This is a genomic window from Acinetobacter sp. BHS4 (assembly GCF_018454425.1).
Classification (GTDB): domain Bacteria; phylum Pseudomonadota; class Gammaproteobacteria; order Pseudomonadales; family Moraxellaceae; genus Acinetobacter; species Acinetobacter pittii.
The window spans coordinates 3,496,055-3,514,265 of the sequence record NZ_CP075323.1 but is presented as its reverse complement, the minus strand read 5'-3'; the positions used below and the strand labels follow the sequence as shown (position 1 = coordinate 3,514,265).

At 41.0% G+C, this 18,211-nt stretch carries 12 protein-coding genes; 3 read left to right on the top strand and 9 right to left on the bottom strand.

All coding sequences use genetic code 11. The annotated features are described in order from the left end of the window. Positions 1 to 23: 23 nt before the first annotated feature. The 8 genes from KIP84_RS16845 to KIP84_RS16810 form a co-directional block, all read right to left on the bottom strand. Positions 24 to 1,526 carry a UvrD-helicase domain-containing protein gene (locus KIP84_RS16845; RefSeq protein WP_057085063.1) on the bottom strand — a complete coding sequence of 501 codons (1,503 nt, stop codon included), beginning with the start codon at positions 1,524 to 1,526 and terminating at the stop codon, positions 24 to 26. Between the two features lie 9 nt (positions 1,527 to 1,535). Beyond that, on the bottom strand, positions 1,536 to 2,309 hold the full coding sequence (hisIE, locus tag KIP84_RS16840) for a bifunctional phosphoribosyl-AMP cyclohydrolase/phosphoribosyl-ATP diphosphatase HisIE (protein ID WP_075383401.1): 774 nt from the start codon (positions 2,307 to 2,309) through the stop codon (positions 1,536 to 1,538). Positions 2,310 to 2,483: 174 nt separating this feature from the next. Beyond that, positions 2,484 to 2,870, bottom strand: coding sequence for a VOC family protein (locus tag KIP84_RS16835; protein ID WP_199984215.1), 387 nt, complete (start codon positions 2,868 to 2,870; stop codon positions 2,484 to 2,486). Between the two features lie 26 nt (positions 2,871 to 2,896). After that, entirely contained in the window at positions 2,897 to 4,210 is a 1,314-nt protein-coding gene (locus tag KIP84_RS16830) for an NAD(P)/FAD-dependent oxidoreductase (RefSeq protein ID WP_213688952.1), read from the bottom strand. A 125-nt stretch (positions 4,211 to 4,335) separates the two neighbouring features. Further along, entirely contained in the window at positions 4,336 to 5,955 is a 1,620-nt protein-coding gene (locus KIP84_RS16825; RefSeq protein WP_213688951.1) for an AarF/UbiB family protein, read from the bottom strand. A 12-nt stretch (positions 5,956 to 5,967) separates the two neighbouring features. Further along, on the bottom strand, positions 5,968 to 6,636 hold the full coding sequence (locus tag KIP84_RS16820) for a hypothetical protein (RefSeq protein ID WP_032049912.1): 669 nt from the start codon (positions 6,634 to 6,636) through the stop codon (positions 5,968 to 5,970). A gap of 11 nt (positions 6,637 to 6,647) precedes the next feature. Beyond that, the gene (ubiE, locus tag KIP84_RS16815; RefSeq protein WP_213688950.1) at positions 6,648 to 7,595 is read right to left on the bottom strand and encodes a bifunctional demethylmenaquinone methyltransferase/2-methoxy-6-polyprenyl-1,4-benzoquinol methylase UbiE; all 948 of its coding nucleotides are present in this window, start codon (positions 7,593 to 7,595) and stop codon (positions 6,648 to 6,650) included. A gap of 147 nt (positions 7,596 to 7,742) precedes the next feature. Further along, positions 7,743 to 8,450 (bottom strand): hypothetical protein, encoded by a 708-nt coding sequence (locus KIP84_RS16810; protein ID WP_005079311.1) that lies wholly within the window; start codon positions 8,448 to 8,450, stop codon positions 7,743 to 7,745. Between the two features lie 209 nt (positions 8,451 to 8,659). Here KIP84_RS16810 and KIP84_RS16805 point away from each other — a divergent pair, with 209 nt between their 5' ends. Beyond that, complete coding sequence (locus KIP84_RS16805) at positions 8,660 to 10,078, top strand: polyphosphate--AMP phosphotransferase (RefSeq protein WP_005065911.1); 1,419 nt, start codon at positions 8,660 to 8,662, stop codon at positions 10,076 to 10,078. A 22-nt stretch (positions 10,079 to 10,100) separates the two neighbouring features. Here the strand turns inward: KIP84_RS16805 and KIP84_RS16800 are convergent, their stop codons facing one another. Next, the gene (locus KIP84_RS16800) at positions 10,101 to 10,607 is read right to left on the bottom strand and encodes a hypothetical protein (protein ID WP_016142355.1); all 507 of its coding nucleotides are present in this window, start codon (positions 10,605 to 10,607) and stop codon (positions 10,101 to 10,103) included. Positions 10,608 to 10,775: 168 nt separating this feature from the next. Here KIP84_RS16800 and KIP84_RS16795 point away from each other — a divergent pair, with 168 nt between their 5' ends. Both KIP84_RS16795 and KIP84_RS16790 read left to right on the top strand, forming a co-directional pair. Further along, entirely contained in the window at positions 10,776 to 14,411 is a 3,636-nt protein-coding gene (locus KIP84_RS16795) for an exodeoxyribonuclease V subunit gamma (protein WP_213688949.1), read from the top strand. A gap of 3 nt (positions 14,412 to 14,414) precedes the next feature. Further along, complete coding sequence (locus KIP84_RS16790; protein WP_213688948.1) at positions 14,415 to 18,113, top strand: UvrD-helicase domain-containing protein; 3,699 nt, start codon at positions 14,415 to 14,417, stop codon at positions 18,111 to 18,113. Positions 18,114 to 18,211 lie beyond the last annotated feature (98 nt).

Below are 18,211 nucleotides of genomic sequence, written 5' to 3'. Positions count from 1 at the left end.
AGGCTCACCTAAATATGAGCGCTTCAACCAACCGACTGACGAAGACTTAAAGGCGCCCTTAGTTTTAATTGTTGTATCAGATCATAAAGATGATGGATATTTAGACTTACTTTAGCACGAGTACAGGCAACGTACAGTAGTCTTAATTCTTCATCGGTAATCTTGTGTTCTAACCCATTAATTTTAAATTGATAGTCATCCTCAATATGAACGCGGTTCCATTCTAGCCCTTTCGCTTTATGGGCTGTAGAGATGACATAGTCAGCTTGCTCAAGTGGTGTAATCTTTGCAAGTGCTTTTTTTAGTGGGTCTGTGCCGTGATCATCGACCAGTTTTACTAATGGCTTAATATCACTACCTTCATTAGTTTCACAGTATTCATGGACATCATGCCATGAATTAAACCATGCTAATTCAGGTACATCAGTAACCCGTTTTCCTTGCTTTAAGAGGCTTGCAGCATCTACAAAGCGGTTTAGCTTTTGATGGTCAGCTTGCAAACTCACTTTATCGCCGTGAACTAAACCAGCTAATAAAAGTTCCATAGCCCGAGCATTGGTACGGCACAAAATCGCATCACGCATTTTGGTATGCGGTTTATTAACTACACTTGATTTCTGGTTTGGATTACCAAGCAGAGGAACAGTTTCATTTAATCCGCCCAGCAATGCATTGGCAACATCCGCAATCGTTTCACCAAAACGAAAAGAAGTGGTGAGGCGAGACTCTGGTAAGGGCAATTGCTGCATTGCATTAATTGCACCACGCCACGCATAGATTTGCTGATGTGCATCACCTACATAGATGACCTGCGTACTTTTTTGGCGAAGTAAAATACCCAGCATTAAAGGGTCGGCATCTTGTGCTTCATCAAATAAGACATAATCGGCTGGGATGTTAGGTTCAGACAAAGCCCAAAGTTTGAGATAAATATCGTGACCAATTCCTGCCTGATGATTTGGGTCGATGGACTCTAACCAACGGCGCTCTACAGCAGGGTAAAGATGGGTTTGAAGTGCAGTAATATCGTCTGGATGTAACCAGTTTGGCGCCTGAATATGTCGAGGCGCTGGATATTGAGAACTGGTTGAACAGAAATAGCTGACAGCATTGGCGACAAGGCTCGCTAGGCGACTTGGCATCAAGACGTATTTTTCATAACGTCCACCCATCATGCGCCGTAAGGTAATCGGTTCTAGTCGATATTCTTTTGCGATAAAGCTTGGACTTAAGCGAGGTAAGCGTAATTTATCAGTCACACCTCGTGGCACACTGCGAAACGCGAGTGAGTGAAAAGTCCGGCAGTCTACATTACGATGAAATTTGTTTTGTGCTTCACCAGCAATGGCTTTGTTAAATGCTAGATACATACCGCGCCGTTCAGGCATGGCATCACTAATCATTTGTAACGTAGTAGTTTTACCTGTACCCGCATAGGCAATCACTTTAAATGATTGCCCAAGACGTCCGTTATCTATGGCAATAGCTTGCTCATAGGTGGCTTTAGGTTTTTCGATATTCGACACTGAGTGATTTTAAACCTTGTTGCGGTTAGCTTTTTCAACTAAACCAGATAAACCCTGACGACGAGCTAATTCGTCAATAATAAGTTGTGGATTAAGATCGAAATAACCCAACATGACAATGCTATGGAACCACAAATCGGCAGTTTCATAAATCAAGTCATTTAAATTGCTTTCTGTATTTTGAGCAGCGTAGTCTTTCGCAGCAATAATAGTTTCTACGCTTTCTTCGCCGACTTTTTCTAAGATTTTATTGATGCCTTTTTTATAAAGGCTTGCAACATATGACGTATCCGCTTCAGCTTGCTTACGCTCTTGCATCAATTGCCCTAAGTGAGCAAGTACATCAACTTGTTCAATTGTGTGAGCATGATCGTGGCTTTCAGTTTTGGCTTTGTCACCATAAATTGCAGTAGGGTCTTTTAATTGTGCATCGACAATTTCCCAGCCCTGTGGGGTAAGTTTACGGTAGAAACAAGACTCGCGACCTGTATGGCAAGCAATACCGCCGTGTTGCTCAACTTGTAATATGATTACATCGCCGTCGCAGTCTAAACGAATTTCATAAACCGTTTGGAAATGACCTGATTCTTCACCCTTGTGCCAAAGTTTTTGGCGAGAGCGAGAGAAATACACCGCTTGATTTTTTTCTGCTGTGAGCGCAAGTGATTCACGGTTCATCCACGCCACCATCAAAATACGTCCGGTTTGATGATGTTGAGCAATGGCAGGGATAAGACCTTGTTCGTTAAATTTTACTTCATCGAGCCATTGCGTGTTATTCATGAGGAATCACCAAAGAAATATGAACTATAAATTGATTTCAATCTGATGCTAAAAAATAGCTTGTATAGTGTACGGCATCAACGTCGCTTTGCGGAAAAATTCTTTGTCCTTTTTGTCTTTGTCAGCGTAATGAATAGCTTGTAACACTTACCAATCTGTATCTTATTCAAATGACTAAGGCGTGAGAATATTTGAAATCTCAATCAAATTTTGATCTGGGTCGCGAATATAAACTGAAAGAATAGGATGCATTGCACCAGTACGGTCAACAGGACCTTCTTCAATTTGAATATTTAATTGATTAAGGTGTGCAACCACTTCTGAAATGGGAGTGTCTGAAATAAAACACAAGTCGGCAGATCCGGGAGTCGGCTGTAATGCCTTCGGTTCAAACTCGTTGCCTTGCTGGTGTAAATTTATTTTTTGATTTCCAAACTTTAGAGCTTTTCTATTACCTTTAAACGTGATGACTTCAAACCCCAATATGGTTTGATAGAAATGACAGGTAGTTTCAATATTTGAGACGGTTAAAACAAGATGATCAAGATGGCTGATTTTCATGTGTTAATCACTATTATTTGGTGGGATTAATAGTCAGACAAAGATTGGCTTTCTAAATGAAATGCACTGTTTTCTTTAGGCAATTGAGCTACCTGATCATAATCAAGTTGCTTGAATGGCCCTGTTTTTAAGCCTGAAATTGTAATTGCCATTTCTTTTCGAAAATAAGGGATTTGATACATCCACGGAAAAACTAAATCTCTTAAACCTCCAGCCCACCAATGATCAGATTGATAAAGTGGTGTTAATAAGCGACTAAGAAATTGATAAAACTGGGTGGATGAACGGCGAAGCTGGTGGTAGTGCTGCCAGAGCAGGGACCAATCAATATTCTGGTTCTTTTGAGCATGTTGTAATGATTGAGAGAAAGCCCAAGCATCCAATAATGCCATATTTGCACCTTGACCTAACTGTGGACTCATTGCATGAGCTGCATCGCCAATTACCCCAATTCGACCTTGACCAAATTGAGTCATAACGACATCACGGTAGTTTGCAGATAACCATTTGGGCTGAGTTTGACTGTTATACAAAATTTCTTTCAGCCATTCTGCAACTTTGGGCCAACGTTCTGAGACTTGCTTTAACCAAGCTTGTTTAGCCTGCTCATCTTGTAAAAAGCTTTGTAACTGTGGAGTAGGTAAGCTCCAAAAAACACTTGAAAGGCGTTGTTGAGGTTCTGTTGGAATGGCTCCTGTAGGAAGAATTCCCATCATAATTTTCGAGCGATCATAAAATTGATGCAGAATTTCAGAATCTAGAACTTGGCATTCAGGGACGATACTCCACGCCGCACCCCAAGGGTAAGCTTGGTCAACCTTTACCCATGCTTTAGGGCGTAACTGGCTACGTGCACCATTGGCAATAAGTAGGCCATCAAAGCAAGTATCAAACTTATGGTTTTGATGCATGCCGAATAGCTGAACTTCATTGTTATGTTCTTCGAAGCTTTCAACAGAGTGGTTCATACGCCAAGTAATTTGGCTTGAATATTCACTAAGCTTTTGAGTGAGCACATGACATAAAGTGGCTCGGTGTATACCTAGACCATAGAGGTTTGCTGATGCTTCGTGATAGTGACTGTTAACTAAAAGGCGCTTGTCCGGAAGTTGTCCTTCTAGACCTGTGACTCTTGCACCTAATGGCAGCGCTTTATCGAGCACACCTAAATGTTCAAATACAGCTAAGCCCGCAGGTTGTAGTAATAAACCAGCACCTACCGGAGATAACTCATCAACTTGTTCAAAAATAGTAACGTTATTGCCTTGGCGGGCGAGTAAAATCGCAGTGGCTAAACCTGCAGTGCCGGCACCGATAATGGCAAAATGAGGTGTTTTCATTGTTTGTTCTTTTGAAGCATTTATAGCTTCAATTTAGCAATGAACGAATAGTTGATCTATAAATTTTTTAAAATATTGAATTTTTCTCATAAAAAAATCCCTTGCACTGGCAAGGGATTTTGAACTTATTTCAATATGCGCCAAAGTGCTAATAAGCTACTCAGCACAATTAGAATAATCGAAACAAACCAAGGACTAATAATCGCAATAGTCAGTAAAATCAGCATGCTACTACCGAACATCCAACTGCGGCGTTGTTGGTGTTCCATTTGCAAACGAAGTTGCTGAATTTCGCGTAACTGACGGTCTTGCCAAGCCGACTGATTTTTTAAACCATTTAAGCTATCAATAATTAAGCTTGGGAAATCTTGAGCGCCTAAAAGCAGGTCAGGTAATTGCTGACCGAGCTCTTTTACATTTTTGACTGGGTTCATATTAGATTTGACCCATTCCGTCAAAATTGGTTTTGCCAATTTCCAGATGTCGAGCTGCGGATAAAGATCAGTACCTAGGCCTTCTACATGCACTAAAGTTTTGAGTAGCAGCATAAGCTGCGGTGGTATCTCAAGATGGAAGCGACGGGCAATATCCATTACTTGAATCAAGATACCTGCAAAATCAAGTTGATCCATTGGTTTAGATACCATTGGCCCAACAGTACGGCGCATTTCACGTGCTAACGCGTCTTGATCTGTACCTGGTGGAATCCAGCCAGCTTGATGCACAATTTGAATAAGCTGCATAAAGTTGCTGTTCATCACAGCAAGCAACATGCGGGCAACCGTCATCTGGTCGTGCTTAGAAAGCTCACCCATAATCGCACAGTCTAGTGCAATAAAGCGTGGATTGCTTGGGTTGATGGTTTCTACAAAGACATTACCGGGATGCATGTCGGCATGGAAAAAGTTATCGCGGAATACTTGGGTAAAGAAAATGGTTAACCCTTTTTCTGCAAGTTGTGCGCGGTCCATGCCTAAACGGTCAAAGGTTGTCGTATCTGAAATAGGAACACCTGTAATGCGCTCTGCCACCATGACATCTTTGGTGTCCATGTAGACTTCTGGCACATACATCATGGTTGAGCCAGTAAAGTAATGGCGCATACGACGTGTGTTATCTGCCTCAATACTCAAGTCCAGTTCATTTAAAATGATCTGGCGGTAGTCTTGAATAATTTCGGTGAGATGCAACGCACGGGCAGCTTCAAGGCGGCTTTCTAGTGTGTTGCCTAGCCATGCCAAAATCTCAAAGTCTTGTAAAATTTGATTGCGAATGTCAGGGCGAGTGACTTTAACAACGACTTCGCGACCATCATGCAATGCAGCAGTATGCACTTGGGCAATTGATGCGGCAGCTAATGGCTGATCATCAAAGCGAGCAAATAATGTATTAACGTCAGCTTTTAACGAATCTTGAATACGTTGTTTAGCAACATCTCCATCAAAAGGTTTTACTTGATCTTGAAGTAAAACCAGCTGAGCGAGCACCTCAGGTGGGATCAAGTCACGACGAGTAGACAGTAATTGACCAAGCTTGATTGCAAGTGGTCCCATATCTTCTAAAGCTTCTTTGAGCTTTAAAGGATTTTTACGTTCACGACTCGACCATGCAGCAGGGTGCATTTTAATAATATTTAATGCATGCTGAGCTTTAACTGGTAATTCATCCGCAGGGAACAACGTATCGAGTCTATAGTGCGCTGCAATACGCCAAAGTTCGAGTAAACGTGAAACGTGCGGAATCATATAAAGTCTTACCTAGTCTTGAGAGGGTTGTAGTTGTGCATTGAGTTGCTGCAATCTTGCTTCAAGACGGTCAATGTCTTGATTAAGCTTGCGCGTTGCTTGAGTTAAGTCGTCCATTTCCCAGCGAGGAGCAAATAGACCGCTATCTTCTTTTAATGCGTCTTCAGCAAAAAACAGATGGCTTTGCACGGAGCGTTTTAAATGTTTTGGTGCAAGTTGAATCTTGCCAATTTCATGAGCGAGTTGAGGACCCACCCATCTTGATAAATGCGCAGCTAAATCTGGTTCAGCTTGCTGCATAATCTTTTGAATATCCTGTAGGAGGTGGTAATCACCTTGAAGTGGGATATTCCCAATCTGGTCTGGATCACTGACCAATAATTTAATCAGTTCAACGACATCTTTAACATGCAAAGTTGCGGTTGCTTCAGAAATTTTAAATTGTGGATCAAACGGGCGTTGTTCAAAAATAGAAGGCTTTTCACTATGACCTGTTACGGTAGGTTCAAGACGTACTTTTTCTTGGTCAAAGAATACATCGACAGAAAGTTGCGGGCTATCAATCACAACACGCAACATTTTGCCCTGTAACTGATTAAGCTGAATGCGAGTAACCGCATCCAGATCGATCAGATGATGAATGATACGTTCGACTGCACCGAGTGCCAGAATCGACCACATATCGTTATCCCTTACAGTTTGAAGCCACGGTGAACAGCAACGATACCTGCAGTAAGGTTGTGATAGTCACAGTTCTGGAAGCCAGCATTTTCCATCATACCTTTTAAAGTACGTTGGTCTGGGTGCATACGGATTGATTCAGCCAAATACTTATAGCTTTCTGAGTCATTCGCAACCAATTTACCCATAATCGGTAAAGCAGTGAATGAATAGAGGTCATAAAGTTTTGAGAATGGCTCGAATACAGGTTTAGAAAATTCAAGAATTAGTAAACGGCCACCTGGTTTTAACACACGGAACATAGAAGCAAGTGCTGCGTCTTTATCTGTCACGTTACGTAAACCAAAGCTGATTGTTACAAGGTCAAAGCTGTTGTCTGCAAAAGGTTCTAATGTTTCTGCATTGGCAAGAACGAAGTCAACATTGGTACAGCCTGCATCAATTAGACGGTCACGACCAACATTGAGCATAGATTCGTTAATGTCTGAAAGTACAACATGACCTTGCGGACCAACTTCACGGCTAAATACTTTTGCTAAGTCGCCTGTACCACCCGCAATATCCAACACGTGTTGACCACGGCGAACACCAGACATGTTAATTGCAAAACGTTTCCACAAACGGTGAATACCAAATGACATCAAGTCATTCATCAAGTCATATTTGCTTGCAACTGAGTGGAAAACTTCTGCAACTTTTTGTGCTTTATCTTCAGTTCTAACTGTTGAGTAACCGAAGTGTGTGGTTTCACCAACGTTGCCAGTATTACCAGCACCACGAGGTAAATTGTATTTAGGTACAGAACCATTCACAGATGTGTCTGTTAAGGTTTGCTGTAAAGTTTGTTGTTGCCCTTGAGGAGTACCTTGAGGTAAAGGTGAGCTTAGGAATGGGCTAACTTTGTCTGAACTTTGTGCCTGCTCAGTTGGAGATGTTGGCTTTTGGTTTTCGTTAGACATATTGTCTCTCCTAGACTCAAACTCAAGTGAAACGGAATAAGTTCTGCATGATGACAGATTTTGTCTATTTTTACAGGCATCATCATGCAAATATAATGAATAAAATCTCAACTTCGCGAGGTTGAGTTTTTCTATGTGCCGACCTTATCACACTCTAAACGGATTCGGATGCCCTGAATGTACATTTTCAATAATCTGGCGTTCTTTTTCAGTAAAAGTCTTAATAAAGGTCTCGGCTGATTTTAACGGTTTCATCGCACTAAAACCATCTTGAATGAAATCATACATCAATTCGAAGTGATATTTTTGGGCAATACCTTTACACATTTTAAAAGCAGTAAACATCATAAATGAACGCATGTATTTATCGAGCGCTGCTCCTAAATCGTCAAGCAGAGCAAGCTGCTGGTAACGAGCTTCTGCTTGATCGAGCTTAATTAAGGTTAAACGCATAATCTCATCAGTGAGTACTGTATCTGCCGGATAGTCCTCAAGAAGTTGCATTGCTACTTGCTCATCAAGTTGGGTTGCAAGTACAGCCAAACTTACTGATTTAGTACCTGTTTTAATTGCATTCTCAGGTAAGACTTTTTCTGCTTTATGCGCATATTTCAATAAGCGTTCGATTTGAGCTGCAAGAGCATCAAATTCTGGGCCACCATATAAACGATTTAAAAAGTACTCTGACATGAGCTTGTGCGCTGGCAGATTAAAAAAGTCATGATGCGTATCTTTCATCCGCTCTTTTAACCATGTTTGTACGTCTTGCAAACGCTGGGCAAGCACTGGATTATCGTGATAATTAAACGTTTTATATTGTTGTAAAAGATCATCAAAAGCAGCGAGTTTAGACATTTAAGGCTCTAATATTGGGCTATTTGCAAAAAATCATAAAAGGCATTGTAACCTTGTACTATGGCGAGTAGATGTAAAAAAAATGATTCATGCGTCAATTTTTAAACAGAATTTTGTCGCAATGACATAATTTGTATAGCAATTCATCATTTAACCGCATAAGTTAAAGATCATCGAAATTAAACAATAAAAGATTAGAGCCGTGGACTATGAGTGAACAACAACCAAAATTTGAGATTCGTGATGAAGAACAGCTCTCGGTCGACTTGATTGAAGCACAATATGCGTTAAAAGAAAGTCGGGGCAAACCCAACGCTAAAAGCACACTGATATTAATGAGTGGTATTGAACTGGCTGGAAAAGGCGAGGCTGTTAAGCAACTTCGTGAATGGCTAGATCCACGATATTTACGAGTCAAAGCAGACGCGCCACGTGTGCTGACAGATACAGAAGCATTTTGGCAATCTTACTCGGAGTTTATTCCGACTGAAGGACAAATTGTGGTGATGTTCGGCAACTGGTATAGCGATTTGCTCGTCACAGCAACGCATGTTTCCGAGCCTTTAGATGATTCGCGCTTTGATGAATACGTTGAAAATATGCGGGCATTTGAGCAAGATTTAAAAAATAACTATGTCGATGTGGTTAAAGTCTGGTTTGATCTTTCATGGAAATCACTACAAAAACGTTTAGACAAAATTGACCCGTCAGAGCAACACTGGCATAAGCTCCACGGCCTAGACTGGCGTAATAAAAAACAATATGACACTTTGCAAAAGTTACGCCGTCGTTTTACCGATGATTGGTACATTATTGATGGCGAAGATGAAAAGCAGCGTGATCAATTTTTTGCTCAATACCTTTTACAACACATGCGTCAACTTCCAGAGCATGAAACTGAAGTTAAAGGAAAATGGCAGCAAGCTAAAATTCCAGAGAGTTTATTAAAACCTTCTAATGAACCACTTGAAAAAGCTGAATATAAAAAAGAGCTGGATAAGCTGAGTAAGAAAATTGCCGATGCCATGCGTTTTGATAAACGCAATGTCGTCATTGCTTTTGAAGGTATGGATGCTGCTGGTAAAGGCGGGGCCATTAAGCGAATTGTTAAAAACTTAGACCCACGTGAATATGATATTCATTGTATTGGTGCACCTGAACGCTTTGAAGCTCGACATCCTTACTTATGGCGCTTTTGGAACCGCATTAATGAAGCTGAAAAAATCACGATTTTTGATCGGACATGGTATGGACGTGTACTCGTTGAACGTGTCGAAGGTTTTGCTTCACCTTTAGAATGGCAGCGTGCCTATGATGAAATAAACCGCTTTGAAAAAGATTTATTTGATAGTCAAACGATTGTAGTAAAAATTTGGCTAGCGATTAGTAAAGATGAGCAAGAGCAGCGTTTTAAGGCCAGAGAAGAAACACCGCATAAACGTTTTAAAATCACAGCAGAAGATTGGCGTAATCGTGATAAGTGGGACGATTATTTAAAAGCAGCAGCCGATATGTTTGAGCGAACCAGTACTGAATATGCACCGTGGTATATCGTCGCAACTGATGATAAATATACGGCACGTCTGGAAGTATTGAAGGCCATTTTAAAACAGCTGAGAGCAGACTAAGCTCTCAGCTACAAGGCAAACATTAATTTACAATAGTGCCACGGCTTTTTTGCTGAATACGTTTTGCAAGGTTATAACTGTCATTCAGATGAGTTTCTGCTATTTTTTTCATCATGAAATAGCCTAAACTTGCTGCTACAATTTGTCCGCCTAGCGGTATAAATTTAGTCACCTGTTTTGTTACGATTTTGCCTAAAAAGCCGTTAAATGTTTTTTTAACGGTAGTACGTGCGACTACAAAACCTGAAAATTCAAAACCGCGTTTACGTAACTCATCCCAATGAATAGTTTTAGTTTTTGGGTCGTAAACGCTCACGTGCTCAGGTGCTAAACCAAAACGGGAATTGATATCTGGAATCAGGTGCGACAAAATTCCCAAATCTACCGCCACGTCAAAAAAAGGAATCGGTACAATTGCCGCTCCGGCTGAGACGTAAGCTCTTTTTTTGATGAGATCATGGCACTCATCGCGAATTTGTTCCAGATTTAGGCTAGGATCAATATAGTCAGGAATCTTGTCAATTTTCATAATGTCTACCTGTATAAGTTCTTGATGGCGTCATTCAAACCAAGTGTAAGTGACACCTTAAGTTAAATTATGCTGTGTTTAAACCAACGTGACATAGTCAGATTCAGTTGTATAGTAATGAATGTTTATGATTTTGTGCATAAATTATGCAAGCAGGAAATGAAATAAATGGGGATCCATGTTATTCAAAGTCAACGTATTGATGTGTTGTTGCAAGGTGTATTGGTGTCTACATCTCAAGCTTCAACGCATCCATTACAGGTTTTGAAAACCCAACATTTTATTGTTCCAAGTCCTGCGGTCGAGCAGTGGCTGATACAAAAACTTGCAGAACAGCAAGGCATGAGTGCCAATTACCAGTTTCACCAACGGGTACGAGGTTTCCAATGGTTTGCCTATCAGCAAGTTTTAACTGCGCATAAAGAACAGGTCCGTAAAGCGAACATCCCGCGTTTGATTTTTAAATGGCGGGTGCATCAGGCTCTACACGAATTTATTCAACCTGACACGATGAGCATCGATACGTCGCATCCTTTACATTCTATTGTTCAGCGTATTTATGACAGTGCAGATCGACTCGAACAAGGCATAGATAAACAATTAAAAAAACAAAAAATGCTGTATTGGGTCGCTGAGCAGGTTGCCGATCTATTTAGCAACTATATGATTTATCGTGGACAGTGCCAGCGTGGTTGTGAAAATAGTTGTACCTGTCCGGAAAACTGGTTGTCTGCTTGGGGACAGGGCCGAGCACTCGATATTGAAAAATATATTGTGCAGAAAGATGAAGAAGTGACTGCTTTTGCATTACATCAAACTGAGGAGCTAGAGCGTTGGCAGCGTTGGTTGTGGCAGCAACATTTTCATGATGATTTTGTGCAAATGCAGCAAATTGACGCGTTGTTTTGGCAAGAGTTAGATCATCCAGACCGTGGTAAGCGTGCTATTTCAAGATTACCTAATCAAGTAGTGATTTTTACGTTATTAGATTTGCCGCCAAGTCAGTTACAGTTCTTGCGCCGTTTAGGCCAATATATTGATGTCTTGATTTTGCACTATAACCCTTCACAAGAATATTGGGCCGATAGTGTCGATCCACTCTGGAAACAGCGTTATGACTTAGGGGTAAAAGAGCGTTTTATTGCGAAAAATCCAAAGGCTACTGATGCTGAAATTAGTGATTTCTTTAATAAATTCACACTCAATTTTAATGCTGAAGCGCGTGAGTCTAGACATCCGCTTTTAACCAGATTGGGTAAACAAGCCCGCGACCACTTTTCTTTATTATCGAATTTATCTACGGGTGAAGAAGGTAAGTGGGTTGATGCTTTTGTGGATGATTTTCCTGAAAGTTTACTCGGTAAAGTTCAGTCAGATATTTTGCATTTAGTTGAACCTCAAGCTAAGCAATATGAGCTTGCCCCAGACGATGACTCGATTCAGATTCATGTTTGTCATTCGACTTTACGTCAGCTTGAAGTTCTAAAAGAGCAATTAATCTGTTGGTTGGCTAAACCACATGAGCAGCCGCGCCGACCAAACGATATTTTAGTTTTAGTTCCTAATTTGGCCGACATAGAACCTTTAATTCGAAGTGTATTTCCCGCTACTGCCACTGAGCAAGGTGTACATTTGCCAGTGAAAATTGCAGGTGTTGCATCACTTGATGCACTTAATGCTTGGCGTGCCGTAATTGGGCGTATTCAACTGATGCAGGGCCGTTTTAGCTTTGATGATTTTGCTGATTGGTTAAGCTTGCATGCTACCCAGCAACGTTACGAACTTGAGTATGTTCAGGTCGAGCGGATTTTAAATTTGCTTGCCGATGCGGGTTTTAAACGAGGGCTTGATGCAGAGCATCTCAAGCGCAGTTTGTGTGACGGTGATGATGATTATCGATATAGCTTTAAATTTGCCTTAGAGCGATTGGTTCTTGGTATTGCTGTGCCTGTACATGCGACCTTTAATCAGGTGTTGAGTTATGCCAAAGTTCAACCGAGCGATTTCGAGTTGGTGGGTACACTCATTCAGATTTATCAGGATTTGAACGAGCGCCGTGATTGGCTGACTCTGCATGAACAAGGAAAAGTCTATACGGTTGAATATTGGCTTCAGGTACTAGGCAAAGATATTGTTGAATTTGAGCAGGTTGGTGTTGCTGCTCTAAAAGCTGTGCGTGAAATTGTTAAAAAACAAGAGCGAATGTTGACGCTCGCAAGTTATTACGCCGAGACAGAAACAGGAACTTTGCGCAAAATTACTTTGCCTCTGCCTTATATTATTGAAGAAATTCAACGGACATTAGAAAGCCAAAGTGCACAAGCTGAACCGACAGGGCAAATTACCTTTGCCCAAATTGGACACATTCGACCGTTACCTTATCGTTTAATGGTCATGCTAAATCTTGATGCAGGGCAATTTCCAAACCGTGATACACACGTTCCATTTGATTTGATGGATGCACTGCGCCAACAGTTAGGTGATCGCTCTCGACTTGAAGATGATCAAGGTGCTTTTTTAGATGCTTTATTATTAGCCCAAGAAAATTTATGGCTATTTTATAACGGCTTTGATGTGAACGATGGCGAGGTGCGCGAACCTTCCAGTATTCTTCAAGAGTTCCGTGAACATCTTGCCTTGATTGTGAAAGCTGAAGATGGTGAACCTGAAAGTGTCGTTATTGAAGGAATTGAGATTCCATCACAGTTAAAACAACTCCATCACTTACATGATTTACAGCCCTTCGATCCCAAAGGTTTCACTGTAGAAAAAAGTGTTATTCGCTACCAAGATCACTGGTTTAAGGTCGCTTCACAAATTCAGCAAGTTTCAGGAAGTCGCCAACCTTGGGCGAACACAACCTATCCGCTACAAGCGCCTGACATGCTGGTTTTAGAGAGCCAACAGTGGATACAGGATGTGACATTCCCTGCACGATTATATTTGAAAACTCTAGGGGTAGAAAACTTAGGAAGTGTCGGAGTGCTCGACCAAAATGAACCTTTATTATTAGATGGTTTAGGGCGCTATGCGATCCGACATTTTTTACAACAATCTGAACAGCAAGCACAACCTGAAGTATTAATTGATCAGTTGCCTGTAGGTAAAGTCAAATATAGTGCATGGCAACAAGGTGTGTTTGAGCAAGAATGTTTGCTTGAGCGCCTTCACCATTATGCACCAGCAGTGACACAAACAACTCAGCGTATTTGGCGAATTGCTAAACAGCTGCATATGAATATTACAATTCCGAAGTCTGAAACTCGGGACTGGGTGAGTATGGAACCTTCAAGCGCTCGGGCAAAAAGACGCGCTAAAGTCTGGTTAGAATATCTACTCTGGTTAGCTTATTTGAATGAGGGAAGTGCAGGAGCTGAAAAGCGCCGTATTGTGGTTTTTAGTGATCAAACTGTGATTTGTAGTGGCGTAAGTTCTGAGCAAGCTCGGCAATATTTGCAGCCATGGTTTAAAATCTGGCGTCATGCACAGCAACAACCATTGGTTTTACCAGCAGCCTTATTATTAAAGCCGCTAGAAAAAGCTAAAGCATATCAGTGGGAAACAACAAATCAGACAGAAAAAGCAAAACTGGATGAGAAGAGCTATGCTGAGCTGCTAAAATACTGGAATGAAACAGGGTCATTTACCACGATGGATATGACTCAAAATGAAGCTTGTAAGTTGCATCAAGACTGGAGCTTTATTTTACAAGAACAAGATGCGCAAGCTTTGCTTCAACATGCTTGTGATGAGTTTGCGTATGATTTGTATCATCCGGTTTTTCAATTTCAACATTCGGAGTAAGGCATGAACTCAAGAGTACAGGTGTCTTATCAACCTATTATTGATATTGAATTTAGTGGCTTACACTTAATTGAAGCTTCGGCTGGTACAGGAAAAACCTATACCTTATCAAGTTTGATGGTCCGTATCTTTCTTGAAAAGTACTTGCCTAGACAAGTCATTGCGACCACGTTTACCCGTGCTGCCGCTGCCGAGTTAAAAAGCCGTATTCGTGCACGTTTGGTTGAAACGTACCGTTATTTAGATGCCAAGCGTAGTTTTACAGAACAAGAATTACTTACGCAGGTAGAGCAAGAACCTGACTTATTACTCCAGCACATTCTAAAACATTTTGCGACGCGTATTGCCTATGCGTGTGAACGTTTAAAACTGGTTATAGATCAATTAGATGAGTTATTTGTCGGGACACTCGATAGCTTTAGTCAAAAACTATTACGAGAGTTTGCCTTTGAGAGTGGCAAAATTGAACGTGCTCAAATTACCGATGATGCCAAAACCTATAGCCGACAACTGATTCATGATGTTTTGCGTGAATGGATACAGTCTCAACCTCAGACCGTGATTGATGCGTTGTATCTGGCAGGTGAATTAAAAAGTGTCGATAGTTTTGTCAAACTGGTCGAAGACTCACTTAACTTTAGTTCTGCTCATTTTAAACTTCCTGAAAAGCCAACCATTCAGTTTGAACAACTTGCTCAGCTAAAACAGTTGGCAACAGAAATTGACTTAAGTCTTTTAGAGCAGTATTACTTGCTTGATGGCGAGCACTATAAACATGTGAGCGGCACAATATTTCGTAATGGGGCGTTTAACAAATTATTTAACGAGTGTTTACCGCAGCTTTTGCAAGTTCTAACGCAAAGCGACAGCATTTTGGTTTTTGATGGGTCTTTGACTGCACAACGTGAGCTTGTTTTTAAGTTTTTAGGTCAACTTGCCGATCAGAAAGTTTTCAAGAAATGTCCTGCTGAAATTTCAGATGGATTCTATCAGCATCCTTGTATTCAACAGATTCAACAGCTATTTGGTGTGCTGAAAAACTACGCCGAGCAGTTCGACCAGCTTCATATTTTTTTAAAAGCCTATTTATGTGTAGAGGTGAAAAAACGTTTACCTCAGGTTTTGCAAAATAAAGGTGAAACTACTTTTTCTCAACAAATCCGGACACTTTCTGAAGCTTTAAAAGGTGAGCAGGGGCAGCGTTTTGCTGTATTTGTTCAGGCACGTTATCCCTTAATTTTGGTCGATGAATTTCAAGACACTAACCAAGATCAAGATGATATGCTGGCGAGCATTTGGCGCCATCCAGAGCGTTACCAAAAAGGTTGCATGATTATGGTCGGTGATCGTAAACAGGCGATTTATGGTTTCCGTGGTGGGGATATGCTCACCTTCTTAAATGCCTATAAAGATATTCAAGCCAAACATGGTCGTGAATATAAGTTAATTCATAACCATCGCTCCGTTGCAGATCTGGTTGAAGTGGTCGACGCCTTATTTCAACGACAAATTGATTTTGGTGAAGAAGTTCAATATGACCCAATTCGAGCGGGCACTCGGCCTCATCCTGTATTGATTGAGCAGAACAATCATAATCCTTACCCTTTGCGCTGGTTAATGCTCAAAGATAAAGAAACAGAGGCTCAGCAAGTTGCTTGGAAGATTCGAGATCTACTCAACCAGTCACATGCTGGAGAGCTATATTTTCAAAAAGATGCTCAGACCCAAACATTAAACGAAGATGATATTGCGGTATTGTCTCGTAATCATGATGGGCTGGATAAAGTCCAATTTGAGCTAGAACGTTTAGGAATTAGGGTTAATAGGCCATCAAAACGAAGTGTTTTCGATTGCTCGATTGCTCAAGACGTGGGGGCTTTGCTGACCGCCATACTTCATCCTTACGATGAAGCAAAAGTGAAGCGAGCTTTGATTAGCCGTCTATTTGCCATGGATTTAAAACAACTCTTGCAACTTGAGCAGACAGCCGAAGGGTTAAGCCAGTTTATGACTGGTTTTGACACGATTAGAGAGTTGTGGTCCGCTCAAGGCTTTTTAGTGGCATGGCAACAATGCCTCATCCAGTTTGATATATGGCAAAATTTGGTTGCAGCTCAAAGTAAAGATAATGAACGGGTTGTGGTGAACTTGCGTCATTTAACTGAAATTCTGAGTCAGCACAGTGAGAAATACTCAGGTGCTCAGAACCTTTATCACTGGTATCTCAAACAGTTGCGTTCTCCTCTTGACCGTGATTGGGAGTTAGAACGTAAATTATCGAGTGAAGCTGGTGTTCAGCTCATGACCATTCACCAGTCAAAAGGGCTGGAATTTAAGATTGTATTTTTACTAGGTGCAGATAAGCCCTTTCGAGAAAATAACAAAACTCTGAATTTTTCGACCCAAGATGTAGTCCAACCAGACTCAAATCAGACCTTGACTCAACGTGTCGTTGCGATTGCTGACAAGACTTATTTGAATGAAATAGAACTTAAGCAGCACGAAGAACGAGCGCTCGCTGAACAGAATCGTCTTTGGTATGTCGCTTTAACGCGAGCAAGCCACCGCGTCTATGCTGTTCTACAAGATCTTGATGGCAAGTCAGTATCAGGTCTCGCTTTTTGGAAAAATAGAGCTGAACCTTTTCAACACCGTTGCTGTACGGATGAAGTGGTTTTAGAACAGATTCCACAGGCAATTCATTTAGCCAAGCAAACCAGTATTATTGAAATACAAGCACAACGATTCCCTGAACAACGTTTTTATTCGAGAGGGAAAACCAGTTTCAGTTACTTGGCACAACATTTAAAACATAAGGCTGGCACGGATTTATTGGCCAGCCAGAGCAATGATGCTGTATTAGCAGAAGATGAGTTAGACTTAATTAACACTGCTGAAGCAATCAGTGCTCAGCCGATTGACTGGATAAAGAATAACTTTCCTAGAGGAACGCTTGCCGGTAATTTCTTGCATGAAATATTTGAACATATTGATTTTCAATGTTCAGATGACTGGGTCATAGAAATACGTCGTCGTTTTAAAAATGACTATAGTAGTCTTTGGCAAGATTTACTTAATAAATATAACGAGAGTTTCCCAGAGCAAGAAGATACCGAAAATTTGCTTTACCAGTCAGTTGCAGAGTGGCTGAAAGATATTTTGCGAACACCGCTTTCTCAAGGCTTTCGATTAAACCAGCTCCAACAAGATCAGTATTTGTCAGAGTTTCCTTTTTATTTGGCACTCTCAGATCGGGTTCTAGCGATGACACGTATTCAGCAGCTCTTCGCTGAGTATGGATTGAATATGCCGGAGTTACTTGAGGCTCGTTCAGCGCGTTACCTTAATGGTTCTATCGATTTGGTTTATTTTGATGGTCAGCGTTACCACATTGCTGATTATAAAAGTAATTACTTAGGTGATGATCTTGCAGACTATCGTAGTGATAACATTGCTCAAAGCATGTCTTTGGCAAGTTACTGGCTACAAGCAGGTTTATATCTCGTTGCGTTACATCGCTATTTGCAAGTCAAAATGCAGGATTACCAGATTGAGCAACACTTAGGTGGGGCAACTTATCTTTATTTACGTGGCATGAATGGTGAAGCGGAGCAGGGTTATTATTACTGGGAACCTAGCGTCGAGTTTATCCTTCGTCTTGATGCCATTTTGGGATATTTTGCTGAGGATAAAATAGCATGAAAAATGCTGATAAAAAGCGTAATTTGAAGATTAACAAATACTTGGCATGTGGATAAGCCTGTCTATAACCATGTGGACAAGCGTGTGGAAAACTAGGT